We start from the raw sequence: 16,377 nt of genomic DNA, 5'->3' as shown, positions 1-16,377 counted from the left end.
ACATCCGAAGCGCCATGTACCAATACACCGAATTCGACAAACAGTTCATCCGCCTGCGCGCCGAGCAGTTCCGTGACCAGCTCGAACGCTGGCAGGCCGGCAAGCTCTCGGAGGATGAGTTCAAGCCCCTGCGCCTGCAAAACGGCTGGTATGTGCAGCGCTACGCGCCCATGCTGCGCGTGGCCGTGCCCTACGGCGAACTGTCCAGCGCCCAGTTGCGCGTGCTGGCCCGCGTGGCCCGCGAGTACGACCAGCCCGACGCCGCCCTGCTGGCCGAGGCCCGCGCCACCCAGGACCGGCTGGGCGACATCCCGCTGCACGACGGCCGCCGCATCGGCTCCGACCTGAAGTTCGGCTACGGCCACTTCACCACGCGCACCAACGTCCAATACAACTGGATTCCGCTGTCCAAGGCCGCCGACGTGATGGACCTGCTGGCCAGCGTGAACCTGCACGGCATCCAGACCAGCGGCAACTGCATCCGCAACATCAACAGCGACGCGCTGGCGGGCATTGCCATCGACGAGATCGCCGACCCCCGCCCCTTCACCGAAATCCTGCGCCAGTGGAGCACGCTGCACCCCGAGTTCAGCTTCCTGCCGCGCAAGTTCAAGGTCTCCATCAGCGGCGCCGAGGAAGACCGCGCCGCGCTGGGCTGGTACGACGTGGGCCTGCAGTTGCTCAAGAACGAGGCTGGCGAGCTGGGCTTCAAGGTGCGCGTGGGCGGCGGCATGGGCCGCACGCCCACCATCAGCCCGGTGCTGCGCGAGTTCCTGCCCTGGAACCAGCTGATGAACTACCTGGAAGCCGTGATCCGCGTCTACAACCGCTACGGCCGCCGCGACAACGCCTGGAAGGCGCGCATCAAGATCCTCGTGAAGTCCGAAGGACAGAATTTCATCGACCAGGTCGATGAGGAATTCCGCCAGATCGTCGAGGTCGAGGGTGGTCCCCACACCATCACGCAAGCCGAGTACGACCGCGTGGCCGCCAATTTCCGCGAGCCCGAACTGGACCTGTCGCCCGCCAATGCCGAGGCCGAGACCCTGGCCCTGCTGCGCACGGCCGCCGAGGAAGACAAGGACTTCGGCCGCTGGCTGATCAGCAACGTGCGCCCGCACCGCCACCCGCAACTGCGCGCCGTGCTGCTGTCGTTCAAGCGCCTGGGCTACGCGCCCGGCGACGCCACGGCCGACCAGATGGATGCCGCCGCCGCGCTGGCCGACCAGTTCTCGGCCGGCGAGATGCGCGTCACCCACGAGCAGAACCTGCTGCTGCCCTGGGTGCGCCGCGACCAGTTGCCCCAGCTGTACAAGGCGGCCAAGGCCCTGGGCCTGGCCAAGCCCAACATCGGCCTGCTGACCGACATGATCGCCTGCCCCGGCGGCGACTTCTGCTCGCTGGCCAATGCGCGCTCCCTGCCCATTGCCGAGGCCATCACCGAGCGCTACCAGGACCTGGACGAGCTGTGGGACCTGGGCGAGATCGACCTGCACATCAGCGGCTGCATCAACAGCTGCGGCCACCACCACAGCGGCCACATCGGCATCCTGGGCGTGGACAAGGACGGCAAGGAGTGGTACCAGATCACGCTGGGCGGCGCCGACGGCTCCCACCTGTCCGGCCCGGCCACGCCCGGCAAGATCATCGGCCCCTCGTTCAGCGCCGCCGAAGTGCCCGGCGTGATCGAAGCCCTGCTGGCCACCTACCGCGAGCAGCGCCAAAGCGAAGGCGGCCGTTTCGAGACCTTCATCGCCACCGTGCGCCGCGTGGGCATCGACCCGTTCAAGGCCGCCGGCAATGCCGCCCGCCACCCCGCCAAGCACACCGAGGAGGCGGCCGCCTGACCCCAGGTGAGAGCCGCAGGAGATCCCCATGAAAATCATCGCCGCCCAAGAGCACCAAAGCCCGGCCGAAGGCCAGCAGACCATCATCGCCCCGGCCAATGACGCCGATCCCTTCACGCTGGACCTGACCGGCGTGCAACGCATCGACCTCAACTTTCCCAAGTTCACCGATGGCCGCGCCTTCAGCCAGGCCCGCCTGCTGCGCAAGCGCCTGGGCTTCCAGGGCGAGATCCGCGCCACCGGCGACGTGCTGATCGACCAGCTGGTGCAGATGCAGCGCTGCGGCTTCGACGTGGCCGTGCTGCGCGAAGGCGTGGACATCGCCGACGCCCAGCGCCAGCTCGACCGCTTCCACGGCTTCTACCAGGGTGATGCCGTCCATCCCGAGCCCCACTTCGTCAAGGCGGCCTGACATGGGTGCGCAAAGCTTTCTGTCGCGACAGGCATCGGCCAAGGCCACCGAGGTCAACGGCCGTGCCAGCAGCGGCTTTGCCGACAAGCTGGCCGCCACCGAGGCCCTGCTGCGCGAGGCTGCGGCGCTGGGCGCCGAGGCCGTGACGCAGGCCTCCAGCCTGGGCGCCGAGGATGTGGTGATCACCGACATCATCCACCGCCTGGGCCTGGACATCCCCGTCTTCGTGCTGGACACCGGCGCGCTGCACACCGAGACCCTGGCCCTGCTGGAGCGCACCCAGTCGCTGCCCGGCCTGAGCGTCAAGGTCTACCGGCCGCAGCTCGAATCGGTGATCCACTTCATCCGCGACAACGGCCAGGACGCCATGTACCGCAGCATCGAGCTGCGCAAGGCCTGCTGCGGCGTGCGCAAGATGGAGCCGCTGGCGCGTGCGCTGGCCGGCAAGAGCGCCTGGATCACGGGCCTGCGCCGCGAGCAGTCCAATGCCCGCGCCGACGTGCCCGCCGTGGACCGCAGCGAGGTCGAGACCAAGGGCCTGACCAAGTTCAACCCGCTGACCGACTGGACCCAGGGCGATGTCTGGCACTACATCGCCAGCCATGGCGTGGACTACAACCCGCTGCACGACCAGTTCTATCCCAGCATCGGCTGCGCACCCTGCACGCGCGCCGTCAGCCTTGGCGAGGACTTCCGCGCCGGCCGCTGGTGGTGGGAGGATGAAGCGGCCAAGGAATGCGGCCTGCATGCCAAGAAGTGAAGCCTGCAGGGTTTGACACCGATTTGATTGGAAACCAAGAAATGAATGCCCGTGTGGACACCTCCGTGCTGAGCCATCTCAGCAACCGCCACCTCGACGCCCTTGAAGAGGAAACCATCTTCGTGCTGCGCGAAGTGGCCGCCGCCTTCGAGCGCCCCACCCTGCTGTTTTCGGGCGGCAAGGATTCGCTGGTCATGCTGCGCTGCGCCGAAAAAGCCTTCGGCAAGGGCCGCATCCCCTACCCGCTGCTGATGATCGACACCGGCCACAACTTCCCGGAAGTGACCGATTTCCGCGACCTGCGCGCCAAGGAGCTCGGCGCCGAACTCATCGTGCGCAGCGTCGAGGACTCCATGGCACGCGGCACCGTGCGCCTGGCCCATCCGGGCGAAAGCCGCAACGTCCACCAGTCGGTAACGCTGCTGGAGGCCATCGATGAATTCCGCTTCGACGCCCTGATCGGCGGCGCGCGCCGCGACGAGGAAAAGGCCCGCGCCAAGGAACGCATCTTCAGCCACCGCGACAGCTTCGGCCAATGGCAGCCCAAGGCCCAGCGCCCCGAGCTGTGGACGTTGTTCAACACGCGTCTGGCCCCCGGCGAGCACTTCCGCGTGTTCCCCATCAGCAACTGGACTGAACTCGATGTCTGGCAATACATCGAGCGCGAGCAGATCGCCCTGCCCAGCATCTACTACACGCACAAGCGCGAAGTGGTGGAGCGCCGCGGCCTGCTGGTGCCAGTGACCGAACTCACACCCCCGCGCGACGGCGAGGAAGTCGTGGTACGCGACGTGCGCTTTCGCACCGTGGGCGACATCACCTGCACCTGCCCCGTGGAAAGCGAAGCCGCCACGGCAGCCGACATCGTGCTCGAAACCCTGGCCGCCGAAGTCAGCGAACGCGGAGCCACGCGCATGGACGACAAGACCAGCGACGCCTCCATGGAAAAGCGCAAGAAGGACGGATATTTCTGATGACCACCGCAAGCATTGCCGCCGACGCAGCCGTCGCGGATTCCACGGCCACGCAGGCCAGCCAGGCCACACAGCAGACCGCCGCCAACGCCTCGGCCTTGCGCTTCATCACCTGCGGCTCCGTCGATGACGGCAAGAGCACGCTGATCGGCCGCCTTCTGGTGGACACGCGCGCCGTGCTGCAGGATCAGCTGGCCGGCGTCACCAAGAGCGGCGAGACCGACCTGGCGCTGCTGACCGACGGCCTGTCGGCCGAGCGCGAGCAGGGCATCACCATCGACGTGGCCTACCGCTACTTCGCCACCGAAAGCCGCAAGTTCATCATCGGCGACGCGCCGGGCCATGAGCAGTACACGCGCAACATGGTCACCGCCGCCAGCAGCGCCGACGCCGCCGTGGTGCTGGTCGATGCCACCAAGCTCGATTGGAAGAACCCGCAGCTCACCCTGCTGCCGCAGACGCGCCGCCACAGCCTGCTGGCCCACCTGCTGCGCGTGCATTCGCTGGTGTTTGCCGTCAACAAGCTCGACGCCGTCGAAGACCCGCAACAGGCCTTCGTCCACATCCGCGGCGCGCTGGAGCGCTTCACGGCCGAGGCCGGCATTGCCTCCGCGGCCACCGTGCCCGTCTCGGCCCTCAAGGGCTTCAACGTGGTCAACGCCGAGCCCGGCTGGGCCGGCTACGACGGCCCCAGCCTGCTGCAGCTGCTGGAGCAGTTGCCCAACACGCCGACCGACACCGGCCTGGCGCTGGCCTTCCCCGTGCAATGGGTGGAGAAATTCTCGTCCTCGGCCGATACCAGCCAGGGCCGCCGCGTGTTCTGGGGCCGCGTGGCCGCAGGCCGCGCACGCGTGGGCGACGCCGTGCAGATTCTGCCCAGCGGCCAGCAGGCCGTGATTGCCCAGGTGCTGGACCATGCCCGCGTTCCCGGCTCCATCGACGCAGGCCTGTCGGCCGGCATCACGCTGGACCGCGAGGTCGATGTCTCGCGCGGCGACTGGCTCGTCGCAGCCCCTGCGGCTGCAGCGGCCGCTGCCGATGACGACTTCGACGCCCCGCAAGCGCAGCCCGCATGGCCCAGCAAGCGCGAGCTGACCGCTACCGTGGCCTGGATGGACGAGCAGCCGCTGGTCCCCGGCCGCACCTACCTGGCGCTGCATGGCCACCGCTGGATCAAGGCCAAGGCCCGCCGCGTGGTGCACCGCCTGAACATCCACACGCTGGCCCAGGAAGAGGCCACCCAGCTGGAGCCCAACGCCATCGGCCGCGTGGAGCTGCTGCTGCAGGAAAGCATTCCCGCAGCGCCCTTCGCCCAGGCCCGCCAGCTGGGTGCGCTGATCCTTGTGGACACTGCCAGCCACGCTACCGCAGGCGCTGCACTGCTGGATTGAGCAACTGGACAGTCCCGCTTCGCGAGCCGGCACATGCCGGCTCGTGGGCTTTCGGAAAACCGCAGCAGTCCGCGCCAGAATCCTTGCCATGTGCGGGACTGGCTCCTGAAAAATTTTAGAATCCCGGGTTGATACCGACATTCACACTGCCATAAAAGACTCCCATGACTCACGTCGTCACCGAAAACTGCATCAAGTGCAAATACACAGATTGTGTGGATGTCTGCCCCGTGGACTGCTTCCGCGAAGGCCCCAACTTCCTCGTGATCGACCCTGACGAGTGCATCGATTGCGCCGTGTGCATTCCCGAATGCCCGGCCAATGCCATCTTTGCCGAGGAAGACGTCCCCGCCGACCAACTGGCCTTCATCAAGCTCAATGCCGAGCTGTCGCTGGAAAAGGGCTGGAAGAGCATCACCAAGCGCAAGGCCTCGCTGCCCGACGCCGACGACTGGAACGGCAAGCCCGGCAAGATCGACCAGCTCGAACGCTGAAGCCGCGCAGCCCATGCAAGACACCTCCGGCACGCAACCGATCCAGACCGATGCCCTCGTCATAGGCGCAGGCCCGGCGGGCCTGTTCCAGGTGTTCCAGCTGGGCCTGCAAGGCATTCGCTGCCATGTCGTCGATGCCCTGCCCCATGTGGGCGGGCAGTGCGCGCAGCTGTACGGCGACAAGCCCATCTACGACATTCCCGGCATTCCGGTATGCACGGGCCATGAACTGGTCCAGCTGCTGCAGCGGCAGGTCGCACCCATGGACGCGCAACTGCACCTTTCCCAGCAGGTCTCCCAGCTGCAGCGCATGGACGATGGCCGCTGGCTGGCGCAGACCTCGCAAGGCCTTGAACTGCACGCGCGCAGCGTCTTCATTGCGGCTGGCGTGGGCGCCTTTGTGCCCAAGGCGCTGAAGGTGCCCGGCGTGGAGCTGCTGGCTGCAGGCCAGCTTCACTACCATCCTGCCGATCTGGAAATGGTGCGAGGCCAGACCGCCATCGTCCACGGCGGAGACGAAGAGGCCGTGGCCGCGGCCATTGCCTGCGCCGACAGGGCCCAGGCCACCTATCTGCTATACCGCCGCGACGCCTTCCAGGCTTCGGCCGCACTGCTGGACCGCCTGCAGGAGCTGCGCGACAGCGGCGCCATCCGCGTGGTGATCGGCCAGATCACGCAACTGCATGCCGATGCAGGCCAACTGCGCGCCGTTCAATGGATGGATGGCGAAGGCCAGGAGCACGAACTGGCGGCGCAGCAACTGGTCGTCTGCCTGGGCGTCTCCCCCCGCCTGGGCCCGGTCGCCGAATGGGGCCTGGCCATGGAACGCAAGCAGCTGCGGGTGAACCCTGCAACCCAGGCCACCGATGCGCCAGGCATCTATGCGATTGGCGACATCGTCAGCTACCCGGGCAAGCACAAGCTGATCCTGTGCGGCTTCCATGAAGCCACCATGGCGGCCTTTGCCGCCGCCGAGTATCTGCAGGGCGAAAAACCGCTGCTGCAGTACACGACGACCAGCGCACGTCTGCACGCCATCCTCGGCGTTTCCCACCCGCAGGCATGATTCCTCGTGGCCGCACCCCGGCGGCCCTACAGTTTGGCGCGGCAGTGTCGATAGAGTTGGCAGCGTCCACTCATGCACATCAAGCCTATGGTTGCCACACTCGAAGCCCCTCCCAGCACCGCCATCGCGCCACCGGCCGATCCGCGCAGCTTCACCTTCCAGATGCCGCTGTTTCGCCCCGGCACGCATGTCACCCAAAACGGCAAGGCCGAGAAGGTCAGCCACGTGATACTGCGCCGCCGCGAACTGATGGTCTACCTGGTCGGCCATGAAGACCCCGTCAGGCCTGAACGGCTGAGCATCACGCCTTCGATGTTCACCACACAGCGGCGCCCTGAAGCCCTGAGCTGGATCCTTTGAAAGAAACCGGGCCTGGGCCCGGTTTCATCGATCATCCATCCAGGCTCAGGCCTCGTTGCGCCCGGCCATCTTCTGGCCCAGGCGCACGGGCGCAGCATGCGTCCACTGCCCGTTGAAGCGAAGCCCTGCCGATGCGGGAAACAGCATGACGACGGTGGAGCCCAGCTGGAAGCGCCCCATTTCCTCGCCCTGGCCCAGGACGATGGACTGGTCGTCATAGCGCCAATCCTGGATGCGTCCGGGACGGGGCGGATTGACGATGCCGTGCCACACCGTTCCCATGCTGCCCACGATGGTGGCGCCCACCAGCACCAGCACCATGGGGCCATGGTCGGTATCGAAAACGCAGACCACGCGCTCGTTGCGCGCAAACAGGCCCGGCACGCCGCGCGCCGTGACCGGGTTGACCGAGAACAGTTCGCCCGGCACATAGATCATGCGCCGCAGCCGGCCTGCACAGGGCATGTGGATGCGGTGGTAGTCGCGCGGGCTCAGGTAAATGGTGGCGAAATGCCCGTTGTCGAACTGCCGCGCCAACTGCGCATCGCCGCCGACCAGTGCCGTGGCGCTGTAGCTGTGCCCCTTGGCCTGGAAGATCTGCTCGCCCTCGATGGCGCCGATCTGGCTGATGGCCCCATCCACCGGACAGACCCAGTCGGCCGAAGCCAGCGGCCGCACACCGGGCTTGAGCGCCCGCGTGAAGAACTCGTTGAAGCTGGCATAGGCCGCAGGATCGGAATCGGCCGCCTCCGACATGTCCACGCCATAGCGTGCAATGAAGCGCCGGATGACTGCCGTGGTCAGGTCGCCAGCACGCGCCTGGGCCAGGCGCCCCATGACGGCAGTCAGCGCCTGCTTGGGCAAAAGATACTGGGAGAGAACGGCAAGTCGATCAGACATCGAGGTTTTGCTATGAAAGTAATAGAAGTTGTGGGCGGATTCTAGCCAACCCACACCCCTCGCCCTCAACTCCTCCCGCCGCTTTCAGCACTTGTCACGCCCGCCTTGAAGCCAAGCGCACGCTTTCCGGAGGCCGCGAATGAAACGCAGATGACAAAGACAGCACCGTTCCAGCAAAAATCCAACCTGTGTTTTGCGTGCGACGGCCGCATTGGGCCGCCCACGCGCGGGAATGCAACGCTGTAGAATTGGGAGGTTTAGCTGTTGCCGGGCTTTGCCTTTGCGACACCATTGTGACCTGGCCTTCCGTTCGGTCTGCGCCTCTTGCGCAGAACATCCACTGCTTTTTCAGCCTCGGCCCACGTACCCCATGTTCTGTGGGCCAGGCAAGGCCTTCGTGGTTCCGACAAGTGAGTGCCGCAACCGACCCAGACCTGAGAGATTGAACACATGGCCAAAGAAGAACTGATTGAAATGCAGGGTTCCGTCACGGAAGTCCTGCCTGACTCTCGCTTTCGTGTGACGCTGGAAAACGGACACCAGCTGATCGCCTACACCGGCGGCAAGATGCGCAAGCACCACATCCGCATTCTGGCTGGCGACAAAGTGTCGCTGGAGATGTCGCCCTACGACCTGACCAAGGGCCGCATCACCTTCCGCCACCTAGCCAACCGCGGCCCTGGACCTGGCTCGCGTTGAGCAAAAAATTCGCCCATGGCGAAAATACCCATTTTTTTGACGCTACAATAGCGTTTTAGTCGGAGCGTAGCGCAGCCTGGTAGCGCATCTGCTTTGGGAGCAGAGGGTCGCGAGTTCGAATCCCGCCGCTCCGACCAAATGATTCAAGCCCCTGGTTCGAAAGAGCCAGGGGCTTTTGTCTGTGCAGATCGCAAGTGTTCAACCGAGCGTCGCCAGCGCAGCGCCCGCAGCACGGGCACAAACCTTTCAAAACCTTGCCGCCAAGACTGGCAACCAGCCAGCAGATCGGCCCATGCGACTTTGGGAAATGGCAGCAGCTTGCGTTGAGCCTGCTCCTACAGCCCCGCAAGCCGCGCCAGGCCAGACTGGGACTCCCAAATCAAGAAGGAGCTCCAATGAATTCCAACAGCCTTCAGCGCCGCACAGCCTTGGCCCTCGTGATGTCCGCAGCACTGCTGGGTGCATGCGCCCAGACCCAGCCGGCGCCCAATGCGCCCGTCACTGCGGTCATGGGAACGGTTGACCTGAGGGAGCCCGCTCCGCTTGCGCCCGATGCCGTGCTGGTTGTCGAATTGCAGGACACCTCGCGCGCCGATGCTCCCGCCCCGGTGATATCCCAGCAGTCCATGCGGCTCGAAGGCCTCAAGCCGCCCTACAGCTTCAAGCTGCCCGTCGAGCCCAGCCGCCTGAATCCTGCCGCGCAATACACGGTCACCTCACGCATTACCCAGGGCAACCAACTCATCTTCATCAATGACACCGTCCACCCGGTCCTGACCCGTGGTGCAGGCTCGAAGGCCGACATGATGCTGGTGCGCGTCGCCCCCTGACCCCACTCCTTGAACAACCAAAGCCCGCAGGAAACCTGGCGGGCTTTGTCACGCAGGGCGCCAGACCGCCATCAAGGCATGCCGTTGGCGCCGTGCAGGCGAAAGCCCGGTCGCTCGCAAAGCCGTTCGTAGTAAGCGCGGACTGCGGGCAATTCAGGGCGCTCCATGGGCGCCGACATCCAGCGGTGCGTGGACAGGCCCAGCACGATATCGGCCAGGCTCAATTGCGCGCCAGCAGCAAAGGCGCCGGTGCGCGACAACTGGTCTTCCAGAATGCGCATGTGGCGATGCCAGTTCGCCATGCTGCCAGCCAGTTGCGCGGGGTCCTGGTGCTCAGGGCTGTTTCTCACCAACCCCATGAAGGCATAGCGCCAGGCATTGTTCAGCTCGGTTGCCTGCCAGTCCATCCACTGCTCGACAAGCGCGCGCTCGGCGGGTGCTGCCGGCAGCAGGTCCTGCCGGTCATGGCGGGACGCCAGGTAGCGGCAGATGGTATTGGACTCCCACAGCACCAGCGGCCCATCAAGCAGCACCGGAACCATCGCATTCGGATTGACCGCCAGAAATCCCGGCTCATGCGTCGATCGATGGCCTGAACCCCATTCCTCCTGATCGAAAGAAATTCCCAACTCCACGCAAAGCCACAGCACCTTGCGCACATTGATGGACGATGACTTGCCCAGAATCCTGATCATTCGCTGCCTTCTTCGGTTTCGGTGATTTGCAGACCTGCATTGTCCCGTGCCATCCGACAAGAAATGCGACCGAACCCCCACCGCTGCCGCATGATGCAGGCATGCCCCTGGAAAAGCCCCCATCACGCCCAAGCGCCTGCGGCCCCGCGCCCTCAGACGCCGACCTCTGGACTGCCTACATCGATGCAAGCGCCGTACCCAACCCCGGACGCATGGCCATGGGCGCCGTCATCACCGCACCCGACGGACGCCGCCACCTTCTGTCCGAGCCCTGCCCCGAGCGAGGCTGCAACAACGAAGCCGAACTGCGCGCCCTGATGGCCGCGCTGCAGGCCCTGCAAGTCCTGCAGGCGCGCCGCCTGAGCATCTTCACGGACAGCAGCATCCTGGTGGAGCAGTTGACTCCATCGCTACGCCCCATCAAGCCCATCGCGCGCCTGGCAGACCTCTTTGATGAGGCCCGCACCATGCTGACCGGGTTCGAGCACGTGCAACTGCGCTGGATACCCCGCCACCGCAACACCGAGGCCGACGCCCTGGCCAGGGAAGCTCTTTTGCAGGCGTGAATCCCGCTCCGCACCCGCACCCGCACCCACACACACCCTTTCGCAGGGTCTCGACTCAGGCCGCCTGCTGCCTGTCCAGGCGCTTGAGGAACACCCCAATCTCCTTTACGACCTGGGCATCCCCCTTCTGCTGCGCGCAGGCCAATCCCGTATTCCACGCCCGCCGCGCTCCAGCAGCGTCGCCCAGCGCCAGCAATGCCCGGCCCAGCAGCTTCCACGCCACCGAATAGCCGGGATCGAGTTCAGTGGCCCGCTCCAGGTGTGAATGAGCCACCTCAGGCGCCTCGTTTTCAAGATAGGTCTTGCCCAAGGTACAGCGCAGCAGGGCCGAGTCCTTGCCGGATGCGAGCAGGCCCTCAAGCCTTTGCGTCATTTCATTCATCTTCAAACCCCTTCAGTGGCAACACAGGCCCGTGGCCCCAGCGGCAAATTCTGCCTCTGCTATAATCCCGTGGTTGTCTGCGCAGGCAATGCTGTATCTCACGCCGGCGCGTCGTGCACTACGACGAAAAAAACAACGGTGACAGCCGCAGAGACGTTCTGCCGTAAAACGATGGTCGCGTAAGAGCCATCGTCCACATTCCCAGAAAAAAGCCCGCTCCACAGCGGGCTTTTTGCATTGCACGGCGCATTTGGCTTGAGGGGGTTGCATCGGAGTACAAAAAAAACAGCTTTACGGCTCAGATGCATGCAACTTCGGCTGCTTTGACCCCATCAAGCACCTTGTTTCAATTTACACTTGACAACCAGGAAGGACCGGAGACGCAGACGCAAGCGCTCTCATTCAAAACCCCTAGCATGTGTCCTTCCTGGATTGATCGCATGGAACGCTCCATTCAGCGCCCCGGCCGCCTCCGCAGCCGGGGCGTTTTTCTTGAGCGGCACCACGTCAGATACCAGTTCAGCAGGCGAAAACCGCAAAACACAAGCTTTTTCTAATTCCAGAGAAAGTTCTGGGTTTATTTGAGAATGATTCTTGTTTGCGTATATCATTCAACCCATGCTGCAGCATTCATGGTGTTGCAGCAGTTCAGTTTCATCGTGGGGCGACTCGTCAGGCCAGTTCAGCCTGCAGTCGTTTTTGCCAGCCAGCGGTATGCCGGTTAGCCAGGCTCTTTTTCAAGCACGATCGTTTCTGGATATCTCTCTCATTCCTTGCACCGAGAAGGCGCCAGCAGCAGCAGACGCGCCACTTTCGCCCCAACCCGGCCATCATCAAGCATCGGCCTGCGGTTGCACACCAAGATCCTCTCCCACCTATCCCTCTTGCACGCAGCCAGGCAAATGCCTGTCCGCAGTTTCCCCTGCCCCAATGCAAAAAGCCCGGCCTGCACGTGGTGCAGACCGGGCTTTTTCACGGCAGCATCAAGGGTTGCGGCGGCGCAGACGGATGGCCAGTCCACCCATCATCAGGCTCAGCAGCGCGACCGCCCACTCGCTCAGTGACGGAATCGCCGCCGGCGTACCGCCACCGACCGCGGCAGGCAGCACCAGGGCCGAAGGGTCTTCCACACGGCCATTGGCCAGCAGATCGTCATCGCCCAGGCCGCCATCGCGCAACACGAAGGAGACGACGCGCCCCTGCAGCGTTGCAGGTATGCGGTACCAGTGCTGCGTGGTGTTATCTGCCGTGCGGCCCCACTTCCAGTATTCAGCACCACTGGGCAAATCGTTCGGATAGGTCAGCCTGACCGTCACGAGCGCGCCCGCATCACAGCCATCGGTATTGAGCTTCAGCAGCCCGTGTGGCACCACCGCCCCAAGACGCGGAGTACCCGGTGCCGCCACGACCTGCGGCGGCTCGGCCAGGCGGCAGTTGGCGCCACCGCCCACGACCTCGCCCGCAACCGCAATCTGGCTTGCTCCGGTGATGTTGAATCGATTGGCCGGGTCCACCGCGCCCGCGGCGGTCGCCATCAGCGGATAGCTGGCCGTCACAGCCGCATGGACGCCATCGCTCACGCTCAGTTGCAGGCTGGCCGGGCCGGCCACCGAAGCCATGTACATGGCGGCGCGCAATTGCTGCGACACCTGTTCGGGGCTGCCGCGCAGTTGTATGCCGGGCTGTGCAGCATCGGCATCCTCCAGGCCCAGCACCTGTCCGCCGCTGGCGACGATGGACAGTGTGACGACGGGGCTGTCGGCATCGGCCACCACCACGTCCGCCAGATCGGCCGCCTGCCCCACCACCACCGCCTGCGCATTGGCAGGCACGCCACTGAACGATGGCGCCTGGCCACCGAAATTCAGGCCCAGGAGAATGGGGTTGTGGTCACTGGAACGATAGGCGGTGGGCGCATAGAAGCTGGCCTGCTGATCCAGCGACTTGAACTCGACGTTGTAGTCGAGCACCTCGGGCTCCTCGGCATTGATGGCCCACTTGACCGCACGCCCCACGCTGGGCTGCAGGCTGGCGCTCACCAGCACATGGTCCAGCGAACCCCACATTCCGTCGAATGCATAGGACAGCCCCTGGGAGACCTTGACATAGCCGCCGGTCTCCAACGTGGTGATGGGGTCTTCCTTCGCATAGGCGTTGAAATCGCCCACCAGCACCACGTGGGGGCTGGTCGCGCCTGTGGGCCGGGTTGCCAGCCAGTTGCTCAGTTGCTGGGCCGTCTTCACGCGCGCCGCGTTGTTGGCGCCCTGGCCGTCGAGCACGTCCGCATTGCCCGCGCCCCCGAGCACGCTGCCCTTGGATTTGAAATGGTTCACCACCAGCGTGAACTGCTCCGTGCTGCCGCCCACGGCAAAGGTCTGCGCAATCGGCACCCGGGCTCCGCCGATGCTTGCGTTGAAGGCATCGTAGGTAGAGACATTGGGTGCCGCTGCGCTGCCCACCGGCGTGACACGGTCGCTGCGATAGACGATGGCCACGGTAATGGCATCCGTGCCCGCACCTGGCACCGTGCCTGCAGCCTCACCGAAGGGAGCCTTGACCACCGAATACACGGCGCCGGCAGGCTTGTCCGCACTCGCGTTCAAGGCGTCGGCCAGATCCTGGATGGCACTGCCCGGGCCAAAGCCATTGTTCTGCACCTCCATCAGGCCGTACACATCGGCGCCCAGCCCCAGCAGATTGGCCACGATCTTGGCGCGCTGCCTGTCCAGCTCGGCAATGCTGTTGGCGCCGCGAATGCCCTGCTGGTTGCCCAGCGGCGTGTTGAACATCACCTGGGAAGAGCCGCTTGTGGCTCCGGTCAGGTTGAAGAAATTGAGAACGTTGGCCGATGCGATCTTGAGCGTGGCCGCTCCCACGGCCTGCTGCAATTCAGCAGTTGAAGGTCGCGCGGCCCCCGTGAACTGCGGCGTCTGCGTGGGCTGCACGCGGTAGCTGGTCAGATAGGGCTCGCTGGCGGCAGCATCAAAGAACTGGTCGAGCACGCCGATGACGCGGTCCACGCCATCGCCAGCCCGCAGCGTGTTGGACGCCGACAGCGGCAAGCCGCCACGACCCGGCACGAACTCGGGATTCTGGGCCCCGGAGCGATCATCGAGAATGATCTGGCTGCGCTGCAGCGTCTGCACGTAGGCTGCATAGCCCGCCACGCTGGGAGCGTTGACTTCGGTGTACTGCGCCAACGGCGCATCGGCAGACAGCGTGACATTGCCGTAGCGGCCCAGCGTGCGGTTGTCGCTCACCACCAGCTTGCCGCCTGCGGTGGCGGATGCCACCTCCACACGCATGCCTTCCAGACACTCCCATTGCCCCATGTCGCTGACAGGCAGTGCGATGCGCACCGGCTCCGGCAAGGCCGCCGCGCCGCGGACCACGAAGTCCGTGATGGCGCTGAGCTGGGTCTGATTGCGGAACTCGCTCACCGAGGCGGAAATCTGCACCAACTTGCCCACCGTGCTCTCATCCACGCCAGGATTGGCGTTGCCGTAGTAGACGAAGATGCCCTCCGAGGTAGCAGCATCGCCATCGGAGTCTGCCGCCTCTTCCTGCACGAAGAAGCCGCTCAGTCCAGGCATATAGGCCGTCACCACGGCACTCACCGTCACCTTCTGCCCCACCAGCGGAGACTGATCGCCAGAGCCCTGGACCGCAGAAATCCTGGTGACCGGCGGCTCGTCTCCTGTCGTGAAGCCCAGCGTCGTGCCGGTCCACACATTGCCCGAGGTATCCAACACCGGCTCGCCCACGGAAACCAGGCTATAGGGCGTATTGACCGCCAGCCGCACACCCGCGTTGAGCGTGATGGTCGAGCCACTGAATTTCACCTGCGCCGCATCGCCAGCCTGCAGCGTTGCCACCACCGTGGCACCCTGGCGCAGTTCAAAACTGCCGCTACCGGGCTTCACCGCCTCATCGAAACTCAGCTTGATTTCGGGATTCAGCGCCACCCCGGTTGCCGCCGCCGCGGGAATGCTTGCCTGCAACGTGGGCGCCGTGGTGTCGGGCAGCGCCAGGGTGATGGAGACGTCATCAATGGCCAGGCCGTGGTCGTTGCCCACATCATTGAGTTCCACCCAACGCAGCCACAGCGTGGCACCTGGCGCCCAGCCCAGGCCGCGCAGATCCCCGCCCACATTGTTCACCCGCCCGGCCACATTGCCGTCCACGGCGGCAGCAGTGCCGGTGGCAACAGGCGATTGCCAATTGAAGTTCGCGCCGGCAGGCAGCCATTCAGGCACGTCGGCAAAGGTGGCTCCCATGCCGTACTCCAGCACCATGGGCTGCGGTTCCGTATTGCCACCATTGCGCCATTGCTCGCCGTTGAATCGCAAGGTGATGCCATCGACCGAGCCACCCGTGTCATTGCGCACCGCCAGCGCAATCCAACCCGCTACAGCGCCCTGGGCCGGGCTGCCAAAGTGGGCACCGCCTGATGCCACGCCCCCCAAGGCGCGGTCCGCGCTCAGCCCCAGGCTGTAGAAGCTGCCGGTGTTGGAAGCACCATTGCCAGCGACGTAAGAGGTGATGGATGCCAGGCTCTTGTTGAAGAGAAACCAGCCCGGCAAGGTGCTGTTATTGGCCCAGGCCAGCCCCGCCCCGGACGCGGCCAGGGTGTCGAAATTCTGCGTGTAGGTGCCGTTGAAGGGAACCTGCGCCCATACCCCGGCAGATGCCGAAAGAAGCAGGCCCGCACCATACAGACGCCAACGATGGCGCTGCAATGGCGCACTCATCGGATTGGCCGGGTTGAAAACAAATGGAATCAGCGTGGCAGCAATGGACATGGATGCGCAATAAAAAAACAATGCGCTCCCCCCCATGGTTGCGCAACTCCCGGTTTATCGCGCATGGAGATGACCAGCCTGTGACTCGGCAGATGCTCCCCCGTCCTACGTGCAGACTCGCCTCTCACCCATCGGCCGGCCTGCGCACGGCAGGCATCATCGCCTTCAGTTTCTGCACCGTTTCATTGCCGGGTCTGGG

General features: G+C 64.9%; 16 protein-coding genes and 1 tRNA gene. 12 read left to right on the top strand and 5 right to left on the bottom strand.

All coding sequences use genetic code 11. The features are described from left to right. The first annotated feature begins 14 nt into the window (after nucleotides 1-14). The 8 genes from KDK82_RS05545 (at nucleotide 15) to KDK82_RS05510 (ending at nucleotide 7,304) form a co-directional block, all read left to right on the top strand. A complete protein-coding gene (locus KDK82_RS05545) occupies nucleotides 15-1,847 on the top strand; it encodes a nitrite/sulfite reductase (RefSeq protein ID WP_013801649.1) in 1,833 nt (610 codons plus the stop codon). Nucleotides 1,848-1,875: 28 nt separating this feature from the next. Next, the gene (locus tag KDK82_RS05540; RefSeq protein WP_012206452.1) at nucleotides 1,876-2,259 is read left to right on the top strand and encodes a DUF934 domain-containing protein; all 384 of its coding nucleotides are present in this window, start codon (nucleotides 1,876-1,878) and stop codon (nucleotides 2,257-2,259) included. Between the two features lies 1 nt (nucleotide 2,260). After that, entirely contained in the window at nucleotides 2,261-3,019 is a 759-nt protein-coding gene (locus tag KDK82_RS05535) for a phosphoadenylyl-sulfate reductase (RefSeq protein ID WP_013801647.1), read from the top strand. 41 nt (nucleotides 3,020-3,060) lie between these two features. Beyond that, entirely contained in the window at nucleotides 3,061-3,993 is a 933-nt protein-coding gene (gene cysD, locus KDK82_RS05530) for a sulfate adenylyltransferase subunit CysD (protein WP_013801646.1), read from the top strand. Beyond that, nucleotides 3,993-5,384: a sulfate adenylyltransferase subunit 1 gene (locus tag KDK82_RS05525; RefSeq protein ID WP_012206455.1), complete on the top strand. Its 1,392-nt coding sequence runs from the start codon at nucleotides 3,993-3,995 to the stop codon at nucleotides 5,382-5,384. Before cysD ends, KDK82_RS05525 begins: the two co-directional genes overlap by 1 nt. Nucleotides 5,385-5,548: 164 nt before the next feature. Then, a complete protein-coding gene (gene fdxA, locus KDK82_RS05520; protein ID WP_013801644.1) occupies nucleotides 5,549-5,878 on the top strand; it encodes a ferredoxin FdxA in 330 nt (109 codons plus the stop codon). Between the two features lie 13 nt (nucleotides 5,879-5,891). Continuing rightward, nucleotides 5,892-6,944: an NAD(P)/FAD-dependent oxidoreductase gene (locus KDK82_RS05515; protein WP_088164213.1), complete on the top strand. Its 1,053-nt coding sequence runs from the start codon at nucleotides 5,892-5,894 to the stop codon at nucleotides 6,942-6,944. Nucleotides 6,945-7,031: 87 nt separating this feature from the next. Further along, entirely contained in the window at nucleotides 7,032-7,304 is a 273-nt protein-coding gene (locus tag KDK82_RS05510; RefSeq protein ID WP_224986237.1) for a hypothetical protein, read from the top strand. Between the two features lie 45 nt (nucleotides 7,305-7,349). On the opposite strand, the gene asd is transcribed toward KDK82_RS05510, so the two are convergent. Beyond that, a complete protein-coding gene (asd, locus tag KDK82_RS05505; protein WP_012206459.1) occupies nucleotides 7,350-8,204 on the bottom strand; it encodes an archaetidylserine decarboxylase in 855 nt (284 codons plus the stop codon). Between the two features lie 450 nt (nucleotides 8,205-8,654). On the opposite strand from asd, the gene infA reads away from it, so the two are divergent. The 3 genes from infA to KDK82_RS05490 all read left to right on the top strand — a co-directional run bounded on the left by infA (nucleotide 8,655) and on the right by KDK82_RS05490 (nucleotide 9,733). Beyond that, on the top strand, nucleotides 8,655-8,903 hold the full coding sequence (gene infA, locus KDK82_RS05500; protein WP_012206460.1) for a translation initiation factor IF-1: 249 nt from the start codon (nucleotides 8,655-8,657) through the stop codon (nucleotides 8,901-8,903). A 60-nt stretch (nucleotides 8,904-8,963) separates the two neighbouring features. Then, nucleotides 8,964-9,040 (top strand) — tRNA-Pro (locus tag KDK82_RS05495). Between the two features lie 258 nt (nucleotides 9,041-9,298). Next, nucleotides 9,299-9,733, top strand: a complete 435-nt coding sequence (locus tag KDK82_RS05490) for a YbaY family lipoprotein (protein ID WP_012206508.1) — start codon at nucleotides 9,299-9,301, stop codon at nucleotides 9,731-9,733. 71 nt (nucleotides 9,734-9,804) lie between these two features. Here KDK82_RS05490 and KDK82_RS05485 read toward each other — a convergent pair whose 3' ends face one another. After that, complete coding sequence (locus KDK82_RS05485; RefSeq protein WP_088164212.1) at nucleotides 9,805-10,428, bottom strand: glutathione S-transferase family protein; 624 nt, start codon at nucleotides 10,426-10,428, stop codon at nucleotides 9,805-9,807. 101 nt (nucleotides 10,429-10,529) lie between these two features. Here KDK82_RS05485 and KDK82_RS05480 point away from each other — a divergent pair, with 101 nt between their 5' ends. Continuing rightward, on the top strand, nucleotides 10,530-10,994 hold the full coding sequence (locus tag KDK82_RS05480; RefSeq protein WP_088164211.1) for a ribonuclease HI family protein: 465 nt from the start codon (nucleotides 10,530-10,532) through the stop codon (nucleotides 10,992-10,994). A gap of 55 nt (nucleotides 10,995-11,049) precedes the next feature. Here the strand turns inward: KDK82_RS05480 and KDK82_RS05475 are convergent, their stop codons facing one another. The 3 genes from KDK82_RS05475 to KDK82_RS05470 form a co-directional block, all read right to left on the bottom strand. Continuing rightward, nucleotides 11,050-11,376 carry a tetratricopeptide repeat protein gene (locus KDK82_RS05475; protein WP_063325771.1) on the bottom strand — a complete coding sequence of 109 codons (327 nt, stop codon included), beginning with the start codon at nucleotides 11,374-11,376 and terminating at the stop codon, nucleotides 11,050-11,052. A gap of 398 nt (nucleotides 11,377-11,774) precedes the next feature. Further along, the gene (locus KDK82_RS31755) at nucleotides 11,775-11,987 is read right to left on the bottom strand and encodes a hypothetical protein (protein ID WP_141836278.1); all 213 of its coding nucleotides are present in this window, start codon (nucleotides 11,985-11,987) and stop codon (nucleotides 11,775-11,777) included. Between the two features lie 372 nt (nucleotides 11,988-12,359). Next, entirely contained in the window at nucleotides 12,360-16,178 is a 3,819-nt protein-coding gene (locus tag KDK82_RS05470) for an ExeM/NucH family extracellular endonuclease (RefSeq protein ID WP_088164210.1), read from the bottom strand. Nucleotides 16,179-16,377: the final 199 nt, after the last annotated feature.

The organism is Delftia sp. K82, from assembly GCF_002193035.1.
GTDB lineage: Bacteria > Pseudomonadota > Gammaproteobacteria > Burkholderiales > Burkholderiaceae_C > Comamonas > Comamonas acidovorans.
The sequence above is the reverse complement of the archived record's forward strand: the minus strand, read 5'-3'. Positions and strand labels throughout refer to the sequence as shown.

Coding starts and splice junctions, on each gene's coding strand:
- KDK82_RS05480 (WP_088164211.1), top strand. CDS start 10,530: ATGCCCCTGGAAAAGCCCCCATCACGCCCAAGCGCCTGCGGCCCCGCG.
- KDK82_RS05540 (WP_012206452.1), top strand. CDS start 1,876: ATGAAAATCATCGCCGCCCAAGAGCACCAAAGCCCGGCCGAAGGCCAG.
- KDK82_RS31755 (WP_141836278.1), bottom strand. CDS start 11,987: ATGATATACGCAAACAAGAATCATTCTCAAATAAACCCAGAACTTTCT.
- asd (WP_012206459.1), bottom strand. CDS start 8,204: ATGTCTGATCGACTTGCCGTTCTCTCCCAGTATCTTTTGCCCAAGCAG.
- infA (WP_012206460.1), top strand. CDS start 8,655: ATGGCCAAAGAAGAACTGATTGAAATGCAGGGTTCCGTCACGGAAGTC.
- cysD (WP_013801646.1), top strand. CDS start 3,061: ATGAATGCCCGTGTGGACACCTCCGTGCTGAGCCATCTCAGCAACCGC.
- KDK82_RS05525 (WP_012206455.1), top strand. CDS start 3,993: ATGACCACCGCAAGCATTGCCGCCGACGCAGCCGTCGCGGATTCCACG.
- KDK82_RS05545 (WP_013801649.1), top strand. CDS start 15: ATGTACCAATACACCGAATTCGACAAACAGTTCATCCGCCTGCGCGCC.
- KDK82_RS05510 (WP_224986237.1), top strand. CDS start 7,032: ATGGTTGCCACACTCGAAGCCCCTCCCAGCACCGCCATCGCGCCACCG.
- KDK82_RS05475 (WP_063325771.1), bottom strand. CDS start 11,376: ATGAATGAAATGACGCAAAGGCTTGAGGGCCTGCTCGCATCCGGCAAG.
- KDK82_RS05485 (WP_088164212.1), bottom strand. CDS start 10,428: ATGATCAGGATTCTGGGCAAGTCATCGTCCATCAATGTGCGCAAGGTG.
- KDK82_RS05515 (WP_088164213.1), top strand. CDS start 5,892: ATGCAAGACACCTCCGGCACGCAACCGATCCAGACCGATGCCCTCGTC.
- KDK82_RS05490 (WP_012206508.1), top strand. CDS start 9,299: ATGAATTCCAACAGCCTTCAGCGCCGCACAGCCTTGGCCCTCGTGATG.
- KDK82_RS05470 (WP_088164210.1), bottom strand. CDS start 16,178: ATGTCCATTGCTGCCACGCTGATTCCATTTGTTTTCAACCCGGCCAAT.
- KDK82_RS05535 (WP_013801647.1), top strand. CDS start 2,261: ATGGGTGCGCAAAGCTTTCTGTCGCGACAGGCATCGGCCAAGGCCACC.
- fdxA (WP_013801644.1), top strand. CDS start 5,549: ATGACTCACGTCGTCACCGAAAACTGCATCAAGTGCAAATACACAGAT.